Annotated in this window: 19 protein-coding genes and 1 rRNA gene; 19 read left to right on the top strand and 1 reads right to left on the bottom strand. The window is 45.4% G+C overall.

Annotated features, from left to right (window positions below; all coding sequences use genetic code 11):
• The first annotated feature begins 54 nt into the window (after window positions 1-54).
• Window positions 55-711: a DUF6483 family protein gene (locus tag ACN6NF_RS20895; protein WP_474319420.1), complete on the top strand. Its 657-nt coding sequence runs from the start codon at window positions 55-57 to the stop codon at window positions 709-711.
• Window positions 698-1912, top strand: coding sequence for a class I SAM-dependent methyltransferase (locus tag ACN6NF_RS20890; protein ID WP_474319419.1), 1215 nt, complete (start codon window positions 698-700; stop codon window positions 1910-1912). Before ACN6NF_RS20895 ends, ACN6NF_RS20890 begins: the two co-directional genes overlap by 14 nt.
• An 80-nt stretch (window positions 1913-1992) precedes the next feature.
• Here the strand turns inward: ACN6NF_RS20890 and ACN6NF_RS20885 are convergent, their stop codons facing one another.
• Entirely contained in the window at window positions 1993-2316 is a 324-nt protein-coding gene (locus tag ACN6NF_RS20885) for a dehydrogenase (protein WP_474319418.1), read from the bottom strand.
• Window positions 2317-2345: 29 nt separating this feature from the next.
• Here ACN6NF_RS20885 and ACN6NF_RS20880 point away from each other — a divergent pair, with 29 nt between their 5' ends.
• The 17 genes from ACN6NF_RS20880 to ACN6NF_RS20800 all read left to right on the top strand — a co-directional run.
• Complete coding sequence (locus tag ACN6NF_RS20880) at window positions 2346-2477, top strand: hypothetical protein (RefSeq protein ID WP_474319417.1); 132 nt, start codon at window positions 2346-2348, stop codon at window positions 2475-2477.
• A complete protein-coding gene (uptA, locus tag ACN6NF_RS20875) occupies window positions 2461-3075 on the top strand; it encodes an undecaprenyl phosphate transporter UptA (RefSeq protein ID WP_029517185.1) in 615 nt (204 codons plus the stop codon). Before ACN6NF_RS20880 ends, uptA begins: the two co-directional genes overlap by 17 nt.
• A 1-nt stretch (window position 3076) precedes the next feature.
• A complete protein-coding gene (locus ACN6NF_RS20870; protein WP_474319416.1) occupies window positions 3077-3646 on the top strand; it encodes a thioredoxin family protein in 570 nt (189 codons plus the stop codon).
• Between the two features lie 3 nt (window positions 3647-3649).
• Complete coding sequence (locus ACN6NF_RS20865; RefSeq protein WP_474319415.1) at window positions 3650-4279, top strand: MBL fold metallo-hydrolase; 630 nt, start codon at window positions 3650-3652, stop codon at window positions 4277-4279.
• Between the two features lie 244 nt (window positions 4280-4523).
• Complete coding sequence (locus ACN6NF_RS20860) at window positions 4524-4733, top strand: hypothetical protein (protein WP_474319414.1); 210 nt, start codon at window positions 4524-4526, stop codon at window positions 4731-4733.
• Window positions 4734-4813: 80 nt separating this feature from the next.
• Entirely contained in the window at window positions 4814-5200 is a 387-nt protein-coding gene (locus ACN6NF_RS20855) for a hypothetical protein (RefSeq protein WP_016324719.1), read from the top strand.
• A 293-nt stretch (window positions 5201-5493) separates the two neighbouring features.
• Window positions 5494-5781, top strand: coding sequence for an Asp-tRNA(Asn)/Glu-tRNA(Gln) amidotransferase subunit GatC (gatC, locus tag ACN6NF_RS20850; protein WP_016820261.1), 288 nt, complete (start codon window positions 5494-5496; stop codon window positions 5779-5781).
• 27 nt (window positions 5782-5808) lie between these two features.
• Window positions 5809-7266, top strand: coding sequence for an Asp-tRNA(Asn)/Glu-tRNA(Gln) amidotransferase subunit GatA (gene gatA / locus ACN6NF_RS20845; protein WP_474319413.1), 1458 nt, complete (start codon window positions 5809-5811; stop codon window positions 7264-7266).
• Between the two features lie 26 nt (window positions 7267-7292).
• Window positions 7293-8738: an Asp-tRNA(Asn)/Glu-tRNA(Gln) amidotransferase subunit GatB gene (gene gatB, locus ACN6NF_RS20840; protein WP_016820259.1), complete on the top strand. Its 1446-nt coding sequence runs from the start codon at window positions 7293-7295 to the stop codon at window positions 8736-8738.
• Window positions 8739-8866: 128 nt separating this feature from the next.
• Window positions 8867-9328, top strand: a complete 462-nt coding sequence (locus tag ACN6NF_RS20835; RefSeq protein WP_474319412.1) for a GNAT family N-acetyltransferase — start codon at window positions 8867-8869, stop codon at window positions 9326-9328.
• Between the two features lie 59 nt (window positions 9329-9387).
• Window positions 9388-10101, top strand: a complete 714-nt coding sequence (locus ACN6NF_RS20830) for an MgtC/SapB family protein (RefSeq protein ID WP_474319411.1) — start codon at window positions 9388-9390, stop codon at window positions 10099-10101.
• 83 nt (window positions 10102-10184) lie between these two features.
• Window positions 10185-10853 (top strand): hypothetical protein, encoded by a 669-nt coding sequence (locus ACN6NF_RS20825; protein WP_474319410.1) that lies wholly within the window; start codon window positions 10185-10187, stop codon window positions 10851-10853.
• Window positions 10838-12241, top strand: a complete 1404-nt coding sequence (locus ACN6NF_RS20820) for a DUF4097 family beta strand repeat-containing protein (protein ID WP_474319409.1) — start codon at window positions 10838-10840, stop codon at window positions 12239-12241. Before ACN6NF_RS20825 ends, ACN6NF_RS20820 begins: the two co-directional genes overlap by 16 nt.
• Before the next feature lie 108 nt (window positions 12242-12349).
• Window positions 12350-12781: a Fur family transcriptional regulator gene (locus ACN6NF_RS20815; RefSeq protein ID WP_013373015.1), complete on the top strand. Its 432-nt coding sequence runs from the start codon at window positions 12350-12352 to the stop codon at window positions 12779-12781.
• Window positions 12782-12966: 185 nt separating this feature from the next.
• A complete protein-coding gene (locus tag ACN6NF_RS20810; RefSeq protein ID WP_474319408.1) occupies window positions 12967-14685 on the top strand; it encodes a glycosyl hydrolase family 18 protein in 1719 nt (572 codons plus the stop codon).
• 112 nt (window positions 14686-14797) lie between these two features.
• Entirely contained in the window at window positions 14798-15676 is an 879-nt protein-coding gene (locus tag ACN6NF_RS20805) for a nucleotidyltransferase-like protein (protein ID WP_474319407.1), read from the top strand.
• A 457-nt stretch (window positions 15677-16133) separates the two neighbouring features.
• Window positions 16134-16249 (top strand): 16S ribosomal RNA (locus ACN6NF_RS20800); the annotation flags it as partial.

Genomic DNA, 16249 nt, shown 5'->3' with positions numbered 1-16249 from the left:
GAAGGGGCAGTGTTGCTGGTTCTCTAAGCATCAGGATGAAAGGAAGGGAACGGCTTGCTTAGAAAAGATTATTTGCTTAGTATGATGGAAGAATTGACATCAGCAGTAGCATCGGTGCTCGGTCTGAGGCGTGAAAATAAACACATCGAAGCGCTAAAACAACTAGATGACCTACTCAACAAGCAGTTTCGCCTTCGTTCAGATTTGCTCAGACGATTGCCGCCGGAACAAATTATTGAGCTTTTTCGAATGGGTCCTGGGATGGAAGCGGATGAGCTTCAGCAAGTGGCTCGCATTCTGGAAGAAGAAGCTGTTATATACATGGAGACCAGAAAAATAGACGAGGGCATACGAATTTTAATGAAATCTCTTCATCTATATTTGTACAGCGATCTGAATGGCGCGACTCGTGATCTACAGGTCCTGCCTGAACGAATAGCATGTATCGTAAAACTGGTTCATGAATATGAGCTTTCTCCTGAAACCAGCAAGCTGTTGGCTGCTCATTATGAGCGGGAAAACAGACTGAACCAAGCCGCCGATGTCTGGTTTGGACTGGCATGGGAGCAGCCGGACCTGAGATCGGAAGCAGAGGCATTTTACAGTCAGTTACTGGATAAGACCGATGCAGAGCTGGAGCTGGGTGGAATTTCACGCCAGGAAATCATCGAGGGTTTGTCCGAGATCACCCAATTACATGAAAGAAAGTGAGATGTACCTTTTGGATTCACTGCGCGAACTTGTATACCAATTGACCACGGGAGGCTCCCTCATAACAGCAACGCTGAGTCAGCTGCGCAAACGTGAGGATGCTTCTTTTACTAAAGTGCAAATCAAACCTGTGGAATTGAAAAACAAACTGCATTATCAGTTTGCCTTTCATTACAGCAACAAAGTCATTCATGAAAATCTGACCCCTGACGAAGCTAATGAGCGCATGACTGCCTTGTTTGAGGACACATTCCGCCAAGGACTTCTATGTGCCAAGGATGCAGACTATCAGGTGCTGATCAGTAAAAAATATAAAGTATCCATCCTGACAAAGTCACCGAGCAAAAGTAAAGCCGATCTGTCTCATAATCGCAAAAAGCAATATGTGCTTGAGGAAGGAGAGCGTATTCCTTTCCTGATTGAGCTGGGGATTATGAATGAGGACGGCAAGGTGCTGGCCCGCAAATACGATAAATTCCGTCAAATCAACCGTTTTCTCGAAATGGTGCAGGATGTATTGCCCAGCCTTCCGGTAGGCCGCCCATTGACGATTGTGGATTTTGGCTGCGGCAAGTCGTATTTGACCTTTGCTCTTTATCACTACTTGGCAGTACAGCAAAAACGACCTTTGCAGATTGTCGGTTTGGACTTAAAAGCAGATGTCATTGAAACCTGTAATGTTCTGGCGCAAAAGCTGCAATATCGACAGTTGGAGTTTCTGGTCGGAGATATCGCCGACTATAACGAACTGGAGCAGGTGGATATGGTCGTTACCTTGCATGCATGCGATACAGCAACAGATGCAGCACTGGAAAAGGCTGTACGCTGGGGAGCGTCTGTCATTTTATCAGTGCCGTGCTGCCAGCATGAGCTGTTTAGCCAACTGGAAAATCCGGTATTGGAGCCTTTGCTCTCCCATGGCATTTTGAAAGAGCGTTTTTCTGCACTAGCAACGGATGGAATCCGGGCCAAGCTGCTGGATATGATGGGGTATCGGACACAGCTCTTGGAATTTATCGACATGGAGCATACGCCTAAAAATATTCTGATTCGTGCTGTCAAAGGCCAAGCGGGAGAACGGTCCGTTCTGTGGCGTGAGTACACAGCATTTCGGGATTTTATACATGCTGACCCGTATTTGGAACTTGCTTGTGCGGATTTGCTTCCCGAAGGAGCGGGGCAGAAGCAGACACACAGCTAATCATATAGTAAAAGTGGAGCCACTGCGGGGTGGCTCCACTTTTTTGTAGTTTACAGTTATGGTTGCTGTACGCAAAACCTCTACCCGCCATAAGCACTTCTAAAAGCGGTGCACAGGACATCGCGATCCACCTTCCACAATGCCGCGAGCTCCTCGCTGACATCTTCGTCCCACCAGTCGCACAGTAGTTTGCGATTGCTATGGTTTTCCGCAATCCAGATGAGGTGTCCGACGACCTTGCGGCAGTACAGCTCCTCACCCTGCTTGACCAGATCAGGAGCAATGTGAACAGGTAGACGTTTGCAGGTTCGGTACAGCTCTTTGCAGCATGCTCGGCGGATACCACGAGCCGTGGGTAAACGGGAATGTGGATTGTCATGTTTGGGGAATTTGCCGGGAGGCATATTGTACCCCCTCCTCTCTCTCTCAACTTATGCGGGCACAGGAGCTGGGGTCACTGGCCACCCTAATTGAGCGAAGTGGCGACTTGTTCTGCCGCTGTGATACACTAATGAAAATAGAGAAACAGGCAGGGAGTGGGAAGAAAAATGGACCAGATATCTAGTATCATTAATTATTTGTTTGAGATCATTCGCAGTCTGGGGTATTTTGGTATTATGCTAGGCTTGATGGTGGAGGTTATTCCAAGTGAAATTGTTCTCGCTTATGGCGGTTTTTTAGTGTCTTCGGGTCATATTAATTTTTTTGGCGCAGTCGTGTTTGGAACGATTGGCGGGGTGCTGGCCCAACTGTTCATTTACTGGATTGGACGCTATGGCGGCAGACCGGTATTGGATAAGTACGGGAAATACATACTCATCAAAAAAAGCCATGTCGACCACGCTGAAGCCTGGTTCAATAAATATGGTACGGGGGTCATTTTTACAGCTCGCTTCATCCCTGTTGTGCGTCACGCGATCTCAATCCCTGCCGGGTTGGCTCGAATGAACGTATGGCGCTTTATTATTTTGACGACGCTGGCGATTATACCTTGGTCTGTTTTGTTTATATATTTAGGTATGCTGCTGGGAGACAAGTGGGAGCAAATTGACGAAGTGGCAGCACCTTACATCAAACCCATTTTGCTAGTTGCTCTTGCGCTCTTGATCATTTATTTTGTTATCAAATGGATTGTAGCCAAAAACAAAAAAGGAAGTGTATAACATGAGCCGTACTAACGTATCGCAATATTTCGGCAAGGGCTTGAGTCCTGAGCAGTTTATGGAGAGCATGGAAAAGAACAAAGAAGCCTTCCGCTCCGGATACGATCAGTTTGTGTGGAACAGCGAAGAGGATCGGGAGTTTTTTGAAAGCCTGAACCATCGTGATGATCTGCGTGTGCTTATTTTAGCTGCCGACTGGTGTGGGGATGTAGTGCGCAATGTGCCCGTTGTGTTCCGCGCGCTGGAGAATAGCGGTATTCCAACCGAAGTATTAATTTTGGAAAATCACCAGGCGCTGATGGACGACTTCCTGACGATGGGCGGACGTGCTGTGCCGATTGTGATTTTTGCGGATACTGGGGGCCACGTACTTGGTCACTGGGGACCACGTCCTGCACATGTCCAACAAATTATGATCGAATTCAAACGTGAAAATCCAGATCGGGAAGCCGATGATTATCAAGAAAAAATCGCAGTTGCTCGCAAAGAAATGGCTGCAAAATATGGGGAGGGAACCGAGGTTCATCCTGTGATTGTTCAGGAATTACGCGAGCTGATCTCGGGATTTTAACTTATGACCTTATCCATTCGCAGCTTTAATCTGGGTCCACTTCAAACGAATGCTTATTTGCTTCAAGGGGATGATCCACAGCGTGCCGTTATTATTGATCCAGGAATGAATCCGGGACCTTTGCTGAGAGCGATTGAATCCCTGACCATTGAAGCTATCCTGCTGACCCATGCCCATTTTGACCATATTGGAGGAGTGGAGGAGATTCGCAATGCGAAAGGATGCCCGGTGTATCTGCACGACTTGGAGCAAGACTGGCTCACATCTCCTAAGCTGAATGGCTCCCTAATGTGGCCAGAGGCATCTCCACCGATCTCGACAGGACCTGCCGAATATGACTTGGCGGAAGGTCAGCAATTAAATCTAATCGGGCACACGTTCAAGGTGTTCCATACACCGGGACATTCACCCGGAAGTGTTAGCTTCTTGTGTGGCAAAGATCTTTTCTCCGGGGATGTGCTATTCCGTCAGGGTGTCGGACGTACCGACCTGCCGGGGGGGCGGGAACGGGATTTGTACGATTCCATTCAGAATAAATTGTTTCCGCTCGGAGATGACGTTACGGTCTATTGTGGTCATGGCCCCAAAACATCTATAGGTTATGAGAAAGCTAACAATCCGTATATCCGGTAAATTTGATAAACGTTAATTAATTGAGGCAAAATCAAAGAAGTGACAGGTTTTGCCTCAATTCGACAACAAAATATAAATTATGTATAGACAAAGGTTTTTATTTTTGTTAACATACATTTATTGAAGTTACATACTAAACTCGCGAAGCACGCAAGCTGTGGATGAATCCCGGTTTGCGTTCTTTTTTTTGCCCATTAAGAGGATAAAGAGGCATGAGGCCGTCAGATCACAAGGGGGAGCAAGCATGAAAAGAAAACATATATATGGGGTACACCGAGAGAACGAAGGCAGTTTCCGTCTTCCCAAAATAATAGATTTTGAAGATGCTGTGGTAGGTTCCGAACCGAAGATCATAACTTGGAAAAAGGTAAAGCGGCAGGGCGGAAGCCTTACGCAAAACTGGCATATACGGCTTAATGAACATAGATTTGGACGTGGAGACGGTAGATTATGAAGATACATAGATGATATAGACAAGCTACCTTTTTTTTAGTAGACTTAGCAGATAAGTTCAGACAAACGGGGGGGCTAACGATGCATCATTTAGGAGCTAGAATTATGATCGTCGCGGATGCTTTTGAGCAGAATCTTCCTGTGGGCGAACATGGTTATATCATTGCTTACGACCGTAATGCGGACAATGCTTTTGACTATGTCATTCGCGTACCGAAGGTGAATCGCAATTTTTTCGTACCATCCGGGGACATTGAGCTGGAAGAAAGTATTCTCAAGCTGGAAGCCGAGCGGATTGAGCGTGAAGCGCTGATAGATTACGCCCTTGCTACTCATAATGAGAAGCTGTTCAGACATGTGATGAACGGTGGTCATGATTCAGTAGAGACTGAGGAAGAAGAAACCGCGGCAGAATTATTGTCACAGGCTGATTTTATCAAACAAGTTAATTTGCGTGCTTGGATATAGGAATCGGCTGTTGCCGACTCTTTTTAACAATATATAATGGGCACGATTTCAGCTGCTATAGTTTTCTGGAAAGAGCACCGAGAGGTGCTTTTTTTATATTCTTTTAGTAACATTTACCTCATTGATGTACAGTCTGCTTCTGTACTGCGTCAAAGATTGAATTGTATAGGGTTCTATCCTATAATTAAAAACGTTATTTCAAAGTTCGGTGTAACATTTTTGATACCAGGATTTTGCAAAATCCGATTCCAGTCGCTTATTGGATTTTTATATATACATGAGGAGGGTTTTGAATGAACATTTCCAAGGAAGATGTCCGTCACGTAGCTAGGCTGTCCCGGTTGAATTTGACCGAGACTGAGGAAGAAACGATGACAGGGCAATTAAACGCCATTCTCCATTATGCGGAGAAGCTGAATGAGCTGGATACGGAGCAGGTAAAACCGACCACTCATGTGCTGCACGTCAGCAATGTCATGCGGGACGACGAAGTTCGCGAAAGTTTGACGCATGAGCAAGTGATGCGTAATGCACCTGAAGAAGAAGATGGACAGTTTAAAGTTCCTGCTGTTCTGGAATAGATTTCACATTTGAAAGGAGGATGCAAATTGAGCTTGTTTAATAACACATTGCCGGAAATACATAACAAGCTGCATCAAAAGGAAATTTCCGTGAGTGATCTGGTGGGACACGCTCTGGAGACAATTGATGCGCGGGAAGAGAAGATCAGAGCCTATATTACTGTTGACGAGGAACAGGCTCGGGCATCCGCACGTCAGCTGGATGATCAGCTGATTTCGGGAGAGGAACGAGGGTTGCTGTTTGGTCTGCCGGTCGGTATTAAGGATAATATCGTGACGGAAGGGCTACGCACCACATGTGGCAGTCAGTTTTTGAAAAATTTTGATCCTGTTTACGATGCCACAGTGGTTGGCAAGTTACGCGCAGCGCAAACCGTGACACTTGGTAAAATGAACATGGACGAATTCGCCATGGGCGGTTCGAACGAGAACTCCAGCTTTTTCCCTGCGCGTAACCCTTGGGATTTGGAACGTGTTCCCGGCGGTTCCAGTGGCGGCTCGGCTGCAGCTGTTGCGGCGGGTGAAGCTTATTTCACGCTCGGTTCCGATACAGGGGGCTCCATTCGCCAGCCCGCTTCTTATTGCGGCGTAGTTGGCCTAAAACCAACCTATGGTCTGGTATCCCGTTTTGGACTGGTGGCTTTTGCTTCATCTTTAGACCAAATCGGTCCGATTACAAAAAATGTTCAGGATTCAGCCTATGTCCTGCAAGCCATTGCAGGCTATGACCAGAAGGACTCCACTTCTGCGAAGGTAGACATTCCTGATTATTTGAACGCTTTAACCGGAGATGTAAAAGGACTTCGTATCGCTGTGCCTAAAGAGTATCTTGGTGAAGGCGTAGATCCACAGGTCAAGGAAAAGGTGCTCGATGCACTGAAAACACTGGAAGGATTGGGCGCTGTATGGGAAGAAGTATCTCTTCCACACACGGAATATGCAGTTGCGACCTACTACCTGTTGGCTTCATCCGAAGCATCGTCCAATCTGGCCCGCTTTGACGGCGTGCGCTATGGTGTACGCGCTGATAATCCGGATAACCTGCTTGATCTGTACCATCAGTCCCGTACGCAAGGGTTTGGTCCTGAGGTGAAGCGTCGGATTATGCTCGGTACCTATGCACTCAGCTCCGGGTACTACGATGCTTATTATTTGAAAGCTCAAAAAGTGCGCACACTGATCAAACAGGATTTTGATCGTGTATTTGAACAATATGATGTGATTATCGGACCCACTGCACCGACTACCGCTTTCAAAATCGGCTCCCAAGTGGACGATCCATTGACAATGTATTTGAACGATATTTTGACGATTCCAGTGAGTTTGGCTGGCGTGCCGGCGATCAGTATTCCTTGTGGTCTTGCAGATGGAATGCCAGTCGGACTACAAATTATCGGAAAAGCCTTTGATGAGTCTTCTGTACTGCGTGTAGCGCATGCATTCGAACAAAATACTGAATTTCACAAGCTGCGTCCGCAGCTGTAATTTGCCAAAAAGGAGGGAACCTATTCATGTCTACAACTACATCGAAGTATGAGACGGTCATTGGACTTGAAGTCCATGTGGAATTGCATACGAAGTCCAAAATATTTTGCGGATGCTCGACATCCTTCGGAGCGCCACCAAACTCTCATACATGTCCGGTCTGTCTAGGACATCCGGGAGTATTACCGGTATTGAACCGTCAAGCCGTTGATTATGCGATGAAAGCGGCAATGGCGCTCAATTGCACCATCGCTGATGTGAGCAAGTTTGACCGCAAAAACTATTTCTACCCTGATTCACCGAAGGCTTACCAAATTTCGCAATATGACCAACCGATTGGTGAGCATGGCTGGATTGATATTGAAGTGAACGGTGAAACCAAGCGTATCGGCATTACCCGGTTGCATCTGGAAGAGGATGCGGGAAAATTAACCCACGTTGATGGTGGCTATGCTTCTTTGGTTGATTTTAACCGGGTCGGCACACCATTGGTTGAAATCGTTTCGGAGCCGGATATATCTTCGCCGGAAGAAGCCAAGGCTTATCTGGAAAAAATACGTGCCATTATGCAGTATTGTGACGTATCCGATGTGAAGATGGAGGAAGGATCGCTTCGTTGCGATGCGAATATCAGTCTTCGGCCGCATGGACAAAAAGAGCTGGGAACCAAAGCGGAACTGAAAAACATGAACTCCTTCCGTGGCGTACAGCGCGGACTGGAATATGAGCAGTTCCGGCAAGAACAGACGCTGGACGAAGGTGGCACGATCGTACAGGAAACACGTCGCTGGGATGAGGCACAGGGTAAAACCTTGTCCATGCGTGGTAAGGAACAGGCGCACGACTACCGTTATTTCCCGGACCCGGATCTGGTTACACTGCATATTGATGAGGAGTGGAAAGAGCGTATCCGTGCTTCGATTCCTGAATTACCCGACCAGCGTAAAGCACGTTACACTTCGGAATATGGATTACCTGAGTATGATGCACAGGTAATTACGTCCTCCAAGCCATTGGCTGATTTGTTCGAGGATAGTCTTCAGTACACCAAGGATGCCAAAGCAGTATCCAACTGGATTATGGGGGATTTACTCGGCTATTTGAATAGTGCCAATGTAGAACTGTCGCAGGTTAAATTGACAGGTCGGGGCTTGGGTGAAATGATCGGACTACTGGAGAAGGGGACGATCAATAGTAAAATTGCCAAAACGGTCTTCAAGGAAATGCTGGAAAGTGATAAACTGCCACAGCAAATTGTTGAAGAAAAAGGACTTGTGCAAATCAGTGATGAAGGTGCAATTCTGACAATTGTCGAACAAGTTGTAGCAGCTAACCCGCAATCGGTCGAGGATTACAAAGCTGGCAAGCAAAAGGCCATCGGCTTCTTGGTCGGTCAAGTGATGAAGGAGAGCAAGGGCAAAGCTAACCCTGGCCTGGCCAATAAGTTGCTGACAGAAGTGTTGAACCGTTAATGGCATAGTTATGACAGGGGCTTGTCTTATAGGGACAGGCCCCTTTTGCATAGGTGCAAAGACACGAATGGGGCATCAAACAAATAGCGTGATGACATATGATGAGTTTCCTTAGGAGGGCAAACAGTATGATTACCCTATGTTCATTGGAAGATGATGATATTGTCAGTCAGATATGGCGTCTTCAGCACGTCGCTTATAGGCTGGAAGCTGAACTGATTGGATTTGATGAGATTCCTCCACTGATGGATACATTGGAGACGCTGAGAAGCTGCGGGGAGTCTTTTTATGGGTGGCTGGAGGATGATGAACTGCTAGGAGCACTAGCTGTGCAGTCTGAGTCATCTGGTTCGCTTACCCTTACACGTATGATGGTTCATCCAGATCATTTTCGCAAAGGGATTGCGGACTCCTTAATGAAGCATGTTTTGAATAAACACCGTAATGTCCCCCTGTTTATCGTCACCACAGGAACTTTAAACACTCCTGCAGTGACGCTTTATCGAAAACATGGTTTTCGCCCCGTTTCCGCGGCAGAAGTGGCCCCAGGCGTGGAATTAACCACCTACCATTTGCATAACGTGGAATAATACTCACAAACCGCATGCCCGGACAGGGAAGCACGACATAACCGGGAGGAGAGACTCGAATGAATAATCCGTGGATTATAGATGATTCACATATCATTTTACGGCTATTACTGTCCATGCTTCTCGGTGGATTCATTGGCTTTGAGCGAGAACGTTCCAATCACGCTGCTGGTTTGCGGACTCACATTATGGTCAGTCTTGGATCGGCGCTGATTATGTTACTCTCCATTTACGGCTTTGCTGATTTTATTAAAGAAGCTAATGTGCGTATAGATCCAGCTCGTTTGGCTACGGCGGTGATTACTGGCGTAGGCTTTCTGGGCGCAGGTACGATTATGTTCACAGGTAAATCGATTACTGGACTCACAACGGCGGCTTCCATTTGGGTCGTAGCTGCCATTGGCCTTGGGGTCGGAGCAGGCTTCTATTTACCCTCTATAGCGGCAACTGTGCTCGTATTTTTAAATTTATGGGTGTTCAACAAATTAGAACTTCGGTATATGCGTGGACGCAAGCCTCATCTTATTACACTGTACGGATTGTCCTCTCACGGATTGCTTGATCAAATTTCGACTTATTTAGAGCAAGAAAAAGTGGAAATACGTAAAATCATGATTAAAGAACATGAAAACATTCCATTTCATGAATTGCATCCGGATCGTCAGAGTATGGAGGTTTCCCTGGAGGTGCTGGCCCGACATGACTTTAATCCGGTACGTATTGCAGCTGATTTACGACAATGGGAAGATATAGCTGCCGTCTCCGTCGAGTGAGCATAACCCTTTTTTTTACAGTTACTATCAAATCTGATTGGGGTACTATGTAACCATCAAAGTATTTTACAGCGGAGCTACGTATGGAATTCAAAGGGGAGGATGGCATGAACTCGGAACAACCGTTACCGTCGGGAGCGTCCGGACAGGCTGAACAGCCACATGGACAGAAACAGCGGGGGCGTCTGCAATACGCTAAATTTCGCAAAGTAATTGCCATTATCATGGCAGCGCTGATACCTGGAATGGGACATCTTTTTTTAGGACTATTTATTAGGGGGCTTACATTTATTGTATTGCTCCTGCTAGATATTTTTGCGATGCTGTATGTTTCCTCCGATGGATTGAGGATTAACATCCCATTACTAATTTTGCTTGGCTTGTTCATACCCGTTTTATATTTTTATAATGTATATGATGTCTTACAGTCAGCGGATTACATGGTTCGTTATCGGCGCAAGCCAGATCAATATGCACGAATGGATGCTAGAGGTCAGCAAAGCAGTCCATTTTATGCGTGGGAAAGAGGCTTTGCTTTTGCTGTGCTACTGGTGGCAGGCGGTGGACTTATGATTCTGTTCCGCATGAAACCTCGCTGGTTAAGCATTTTCTTCGAAGATTATGGGTTCCTGACGCTGGCCATTATATTAATGATGATCGGTTTATTCCTTTTTCTAAGGGAAGCCTTTCTAGCCTTTAAACGTAAAAAAGTTGAAAGAAAGAGGGTGAAGCAGGCGTGCACCGTAAAATAAGAGTCGGCCGCTACACCGCTTCGCTTCTGTTGATGGCTGTAGGCATTTTGCTGATTGTAGATGTGCTTCAGAACACGGAATATATGCTGCAGCTCCTTGTGTGGTGGCCTGTAATCTTTGTGCTTTGGGGTCTGGAGTATCTGATTTTTTTTGGTGTGTATTATCGCAAAGAGGGCAAGCCTGACAACGGACGACGTTTCAGACCTGACTTAAAGGGGATTCTGTCCGCTTTGGTAGTGGCTGCTTCGGTTTTTATCGTGACCCAGCAAAACCATTATATGTACCTGTGGAACCGGGTTAGTCTCAATCTGACATCGGCTTCTATGGATTTTAGCCAGGCTAAAGAGAATCGGTATGATATGGGCGGTGTGCTGGTACCTGTAACTATGCAGACATCCGATTTAGTAGTTGATTCAGTGAATGGGGATATAACACTGATCAGAAGGCCTGTGTCCAATATTGAGGTGCGTGGGACTCTATGGGTGGATCAAGCGCCTGCTGCCGAAGCGGACAAGATTGCTCAAGCTTCTTCACTGACTTCTACCGACGGCAAGACCATCCAGATTCGTCCGGAGGTACAGTCATACGGAGCATCAAGTAAACGTCAGCCTCGAATGAACATGTTGATCACCGTACCAGAGGATCGGCGCTTCAATATGCAGATTAGAACCTCCAACGGGAATATTACCTTGAATGGAGTTGACGCTATCGACAGCATCCGGCTTGAGAGTGGTAATGGGAACCTCACAGTTAATGACGCTATCGGCAATGTCAAAGGAGGCACCCTGAACGGTCAGATTAAATTGCATCGGATTTCCGGAGATGTGGATGTACGCACGAACCGTGGCGATATGCAGGCAGGGGATATTGAAGGGGCCGTGTCACTCCACACTATGGTAGGTGACATTCAGGTCGCTCGTTCGGAAGGGGATATTACCGTTGATACTCAAAATGGTGACATGAATGTGCTGAATTCTACAGCCAAGCTGAATGCAAATTCGCTTAATGGCGCTATCAAAGTGCATAGCGAGCAGGTAGGTGGAGATTGGAAAATATACAGTGCTGTCGGTGATATCGTATTGGATCTTCCGTCAAATGGAGATTTTCAGCTAGAGGGTTCAAGCAGTTATGGTAATCTTCAATCTGATTTTCCGTTTAAAATAGACAGTAAAAGCATTTCAGGCCAAAACGGAGATGGCAAATATGTGATTAATGTAGAGGGTAACAGCAATTTAACCATTAAAAAGTTACTGATTCCGTCGTTACCCGACTTGAATGGTTCCGGGGAATCGACTGCACCCGATGCATCTGGAAGCTCTCCCGATGAACCTGAAGTTCCTGCGACCGATACTTCGATAGGAACATCCGGCGACAATACGGCGCGTTGACAAGATTCTTGAGTAGACCGTACAATGTGAGTAGCTTTAGAAGTAAATTGTAAATAGATGCGTGGTAATTGATAGGATTGCAAGTAAGGGATAAGGCGGTGGACATATATGGCAGCACGCGTCCAGCATGCTTTGGAACTTCTGAAGAAGACAGGTGTACGCATAACACCCCAGCGCCATGCCATATTAAACTATTTGATGGAATCTATGGGGCATCCGACTGCAGATGAAATATATCGTGCGCTGGAGTCCAAGTTTCCAAGTATGAGTGTGGCTACGGTTTATAATAACTTAAAAATGTTTATAGAAGCGGGTATGGTACATGAGTTGACCTATGGAGATAACGCCAGTCGTTATGATGCCAATATTTCGGAGCACTATCACATCATTTGCGAAAAGTGCGGAAAGATTGAAGATTTCAGTTATCCGTATTTGGCAGATGTGGAACGCCATGCTGCGTTGGAAACAGGCTTCGAGGTGCATGGACATCGTATGGAGTTACACGGAGTATGCAAAGCTTGTAGTAACAAACAATCGTAACGAAACAAGGAATTGAAGTTTTTTGTGCGGAATGTATATATTGTAATGGATTGGAAACGTGAGGAATTCCCCATAAGTGGGGATTTACCGCGTTTTTTTGTTTAAATCACTTTGTTTTTGGTCTCAGGTAATCTGTAAAGTTACAAAATACAGAAATCAAAATTTCTTACAATGGAGGTTCAATATTGGCCAGAAATCATTCCAGACGCCGCCGTAAACGTTCTCGATTCAAAGGAGCGGCAAGCCTGCTATTATTCGCAGCGATTATATGCGCAATTACTGTCGTATGGTATGGTAATCCTCTTCACGAGAAACCCGATTGGCAGGGGAGTGTCCGACCTATTTTTATAAAGGGCAAGTTGACCGGATATGAAGCTCAAAGCTCCGGTAAGAACATGCTGATGCCGCTTAAATTGATACAAGGTCAAATTGACCCTTCAATTCGTTATGAGGATGACAGCCAAACCGTCATTATGGCAACGAGACAAAGCTTGCTCCATATGAATGTTTCAAAGACACAAGGGGAACTGAATGGTAAAACATATGCCCTTAGCGCCGCCCCTCAGATAATCAGTGGAGAAGTATATATTCCCATTGAGGCTGTACGTGAAGTATATGGTATATCCATCCACGAGGACCCTGTAACAGGTGCCGTCATTCTGATGAAAGCCGGAGAAAAAGTCAGGCTAGGTAGTGTAGAAAAGAAAGATGGACAACAGGATGCTAGAATTGCTTTGCGCAAAGAAGCCTCTAGTCTATCTTTTATTTTGGCAGATGTATCACAGCAGACGAAAGTACGCATCTGGTCTCAACAGGGCGATTGGTATTTTGTGCAGTTAGACAATGGTTATGCAGGATACATTAAGTCAGACTGTATCTCTGAAGGAGAAGAACTTGTGATACCTTCGGTTAAGGACGATTTGTCAATCTCGGAGAAGCATTGGCAGGGTAAACCTGTGAATCTCGCTTGGGAAGCCGTCTATAATCGTAAGCCTGATCCTTCCAAATTTGATCCTATGCCTGGAGTAAATGTGGTGAGCCCTACATGGTTCAGCGTCGTTGATCATGAGGGTACTGTAGAAAGCAAGGCGGACCCTGCATATGTAAGCTGGGCGCATCGTAAGGGGATAGAGGTATGGGGCTTGTTGAGCAACAGTTTTAATCCCGAAATAACAACTGAGGCCCTATCTACCTTTGAACGTCGAAAATCGATTGTAGATCAGATGATCTCACTTGCTCAAGAAAATGATCTGGACGGTATTAATATTGACTTTGAAAATGTTCATACAAAGGATGGCCCCAACGTCACCCAATTTTTGCGGGAACTTAAACCGATGGCTCGGGAACATGATTTGATACTGTCCATTGATGTTACGCCCAAATCTCAAAGTGAGATGTGGTCTGTTTTTTTGGATCGAAAGTCATTGGGAGCTATAACAGATTATCTCATGGTAATGGCGTATGATGAGCATTGGGCGGCTAGTCCAAAAGCTGGTTCCGTCGCCTCGTTACCATGGACAGAAGCGTCAATTCAGCGAATTATTCAGGAAGACGAAGTGCCGCCTCAAAAAGTAGTTTTAGGTATTCCGTTATATACCCGCGTTTGGTCCGAGACTCCCAAAGAAGGGAAGATTAAGGTCACCTCCAAATCAATTGGTATGGAGTCAGCAGCCGATATTGTAGCCCGATTTAAGTTGAAGCCCAAATTTAGAGCTTCTGAAGGTCAGAATTATGTCGAATATACCGAAGACGGTGTGGTCAAAAAGATTTGGCTAGAGGATCAGATATCCCTGAAGGCAAGAGTAGAACTTGCCAAATCACTGAACCTGGGCGGAATTGGTGTGTGGAGTCGGAGCTTTGCAGATGAAGACGCTTGGATAACACTGAAAGAAATAATTAAATAAGATAAAAAATTATACAATTGAAGAAGGAAGTTTCTTATTTATGTAGAAATGATCACATGTATCCAAAATCCAATTTAGCGGTTATAGCCGCCTTGCAGGTATGGAGGGTGAAGTGCAGCTAACCAAATTAAACCTGATGCATGATGAATTGTTGCAGGAAGATTCAATAGGTGTTATTTCGTACAGAAAGCCGGGAGAATATTTTCACGGTTCGATGTTGTATGACTTTGATGAACTCATTCTAATTATTGGAGAAGGCCGGGAGCCAGTTCGATCTATACAACACTTATTTATTAATGGATTAAAATGCCAAGTGTTGTACACAACGCTTAGTTGTCTGAAGGGTTGGATTATCGCAGGTGAACAAGCCAACATTATAGATTATGTGCTAGAAGGTCGTATGGTCTGGGAACGGGATGACAGGGTACGTCTTTTAAGAGAGGAAATTATTGAATTTAACGATCCACTGCGAGAGCAGAAGCGATTTCATGAGTTCTCCCGCTTTCTAGTCAATTACGTTCAGGGTAAGAAAGCAGTACGGGAAGGGCGGATCATTGACGCTTATCAAAGTGTTCTGAAGGCACTGGATCATTGGGCGTCTATTGAACTCATTGAACGTGGGATTTATCCAAAGGTTCACTTATGGGTACAGGTGCAGCCGCTGGATCGAACAATTGAGAAACTGTATAACGAGCTCACATTAAGTACGGAGACTCTGGAGCAACGGGTTGAACTGGTACTGCTTGCTTGTGAATTTTCAGTCATGTCAAAAATGGAGGAGTGCTCCTCTCCGCTATTCCGTATATTAGGTAGCAGACGGGAACCTTGGTCTATAGATGAACTTATGAATCATCCTGAACTTAAGAATCTACAATTAGATCTTACCGTCGTGCTCCGCAAACTGGTTTATCGTTCACTTATTAGAGAATCAGCCGTCGGGGAATATAGGGATCGCGGACAAAATCGTGAACTGCGCTACTCCCTTCTTTGATGAGCGGACGTTAATTTATCAGGAAGAAAGATCGATAAACGATCTTTTCTTCCTTTTTTCTTACGTGATTTAGAATATACAGGAGATGAAAATATATAAATGATTATTTTAGCTTGACGAGCATGTAAAATATGTGCTAAGTTATAACTCGCCCCATTAAGCAACACGAATAATTTAGAACTGTCTAAAGCAGGATAAAAGGTGTTGTATCAAGCGGAAAAATATTTTTTTAAAAAAAGCTTGACGAAAAACGAGGCTATGTGTTACATTATTTAAGTCGCCGCTGAGACGCGGTGGTGAAACAAAGCGAATGTTAAAGTAAAAGATTTTGATCTTTGAAAACTGAACAACGAGTGAGTAAACTGATTTTGTTCGCAAAATCAAACATGAGATAATTTATCTCGTCAGTTTCAACATGAGCTAATCGCTCTTTCAATAAACCAGCTTCGGTTGGTCTTTAATGGAGAGTTTGATCCTGGCTCAGGACGAACGCTGGCGGCGTGCCTAATACATGCAAGTCGAGCGGGGTTAGTTAGAAGCTTGCTTCTAACTAACCTAGCGGCGGACGGGTGA

The organism is Paenibacillus sp. TSM33 (assembly GCF_056099025.1).
This window is presented reverse-complemented; position numbering and strand designations above follow the sequence as displayed.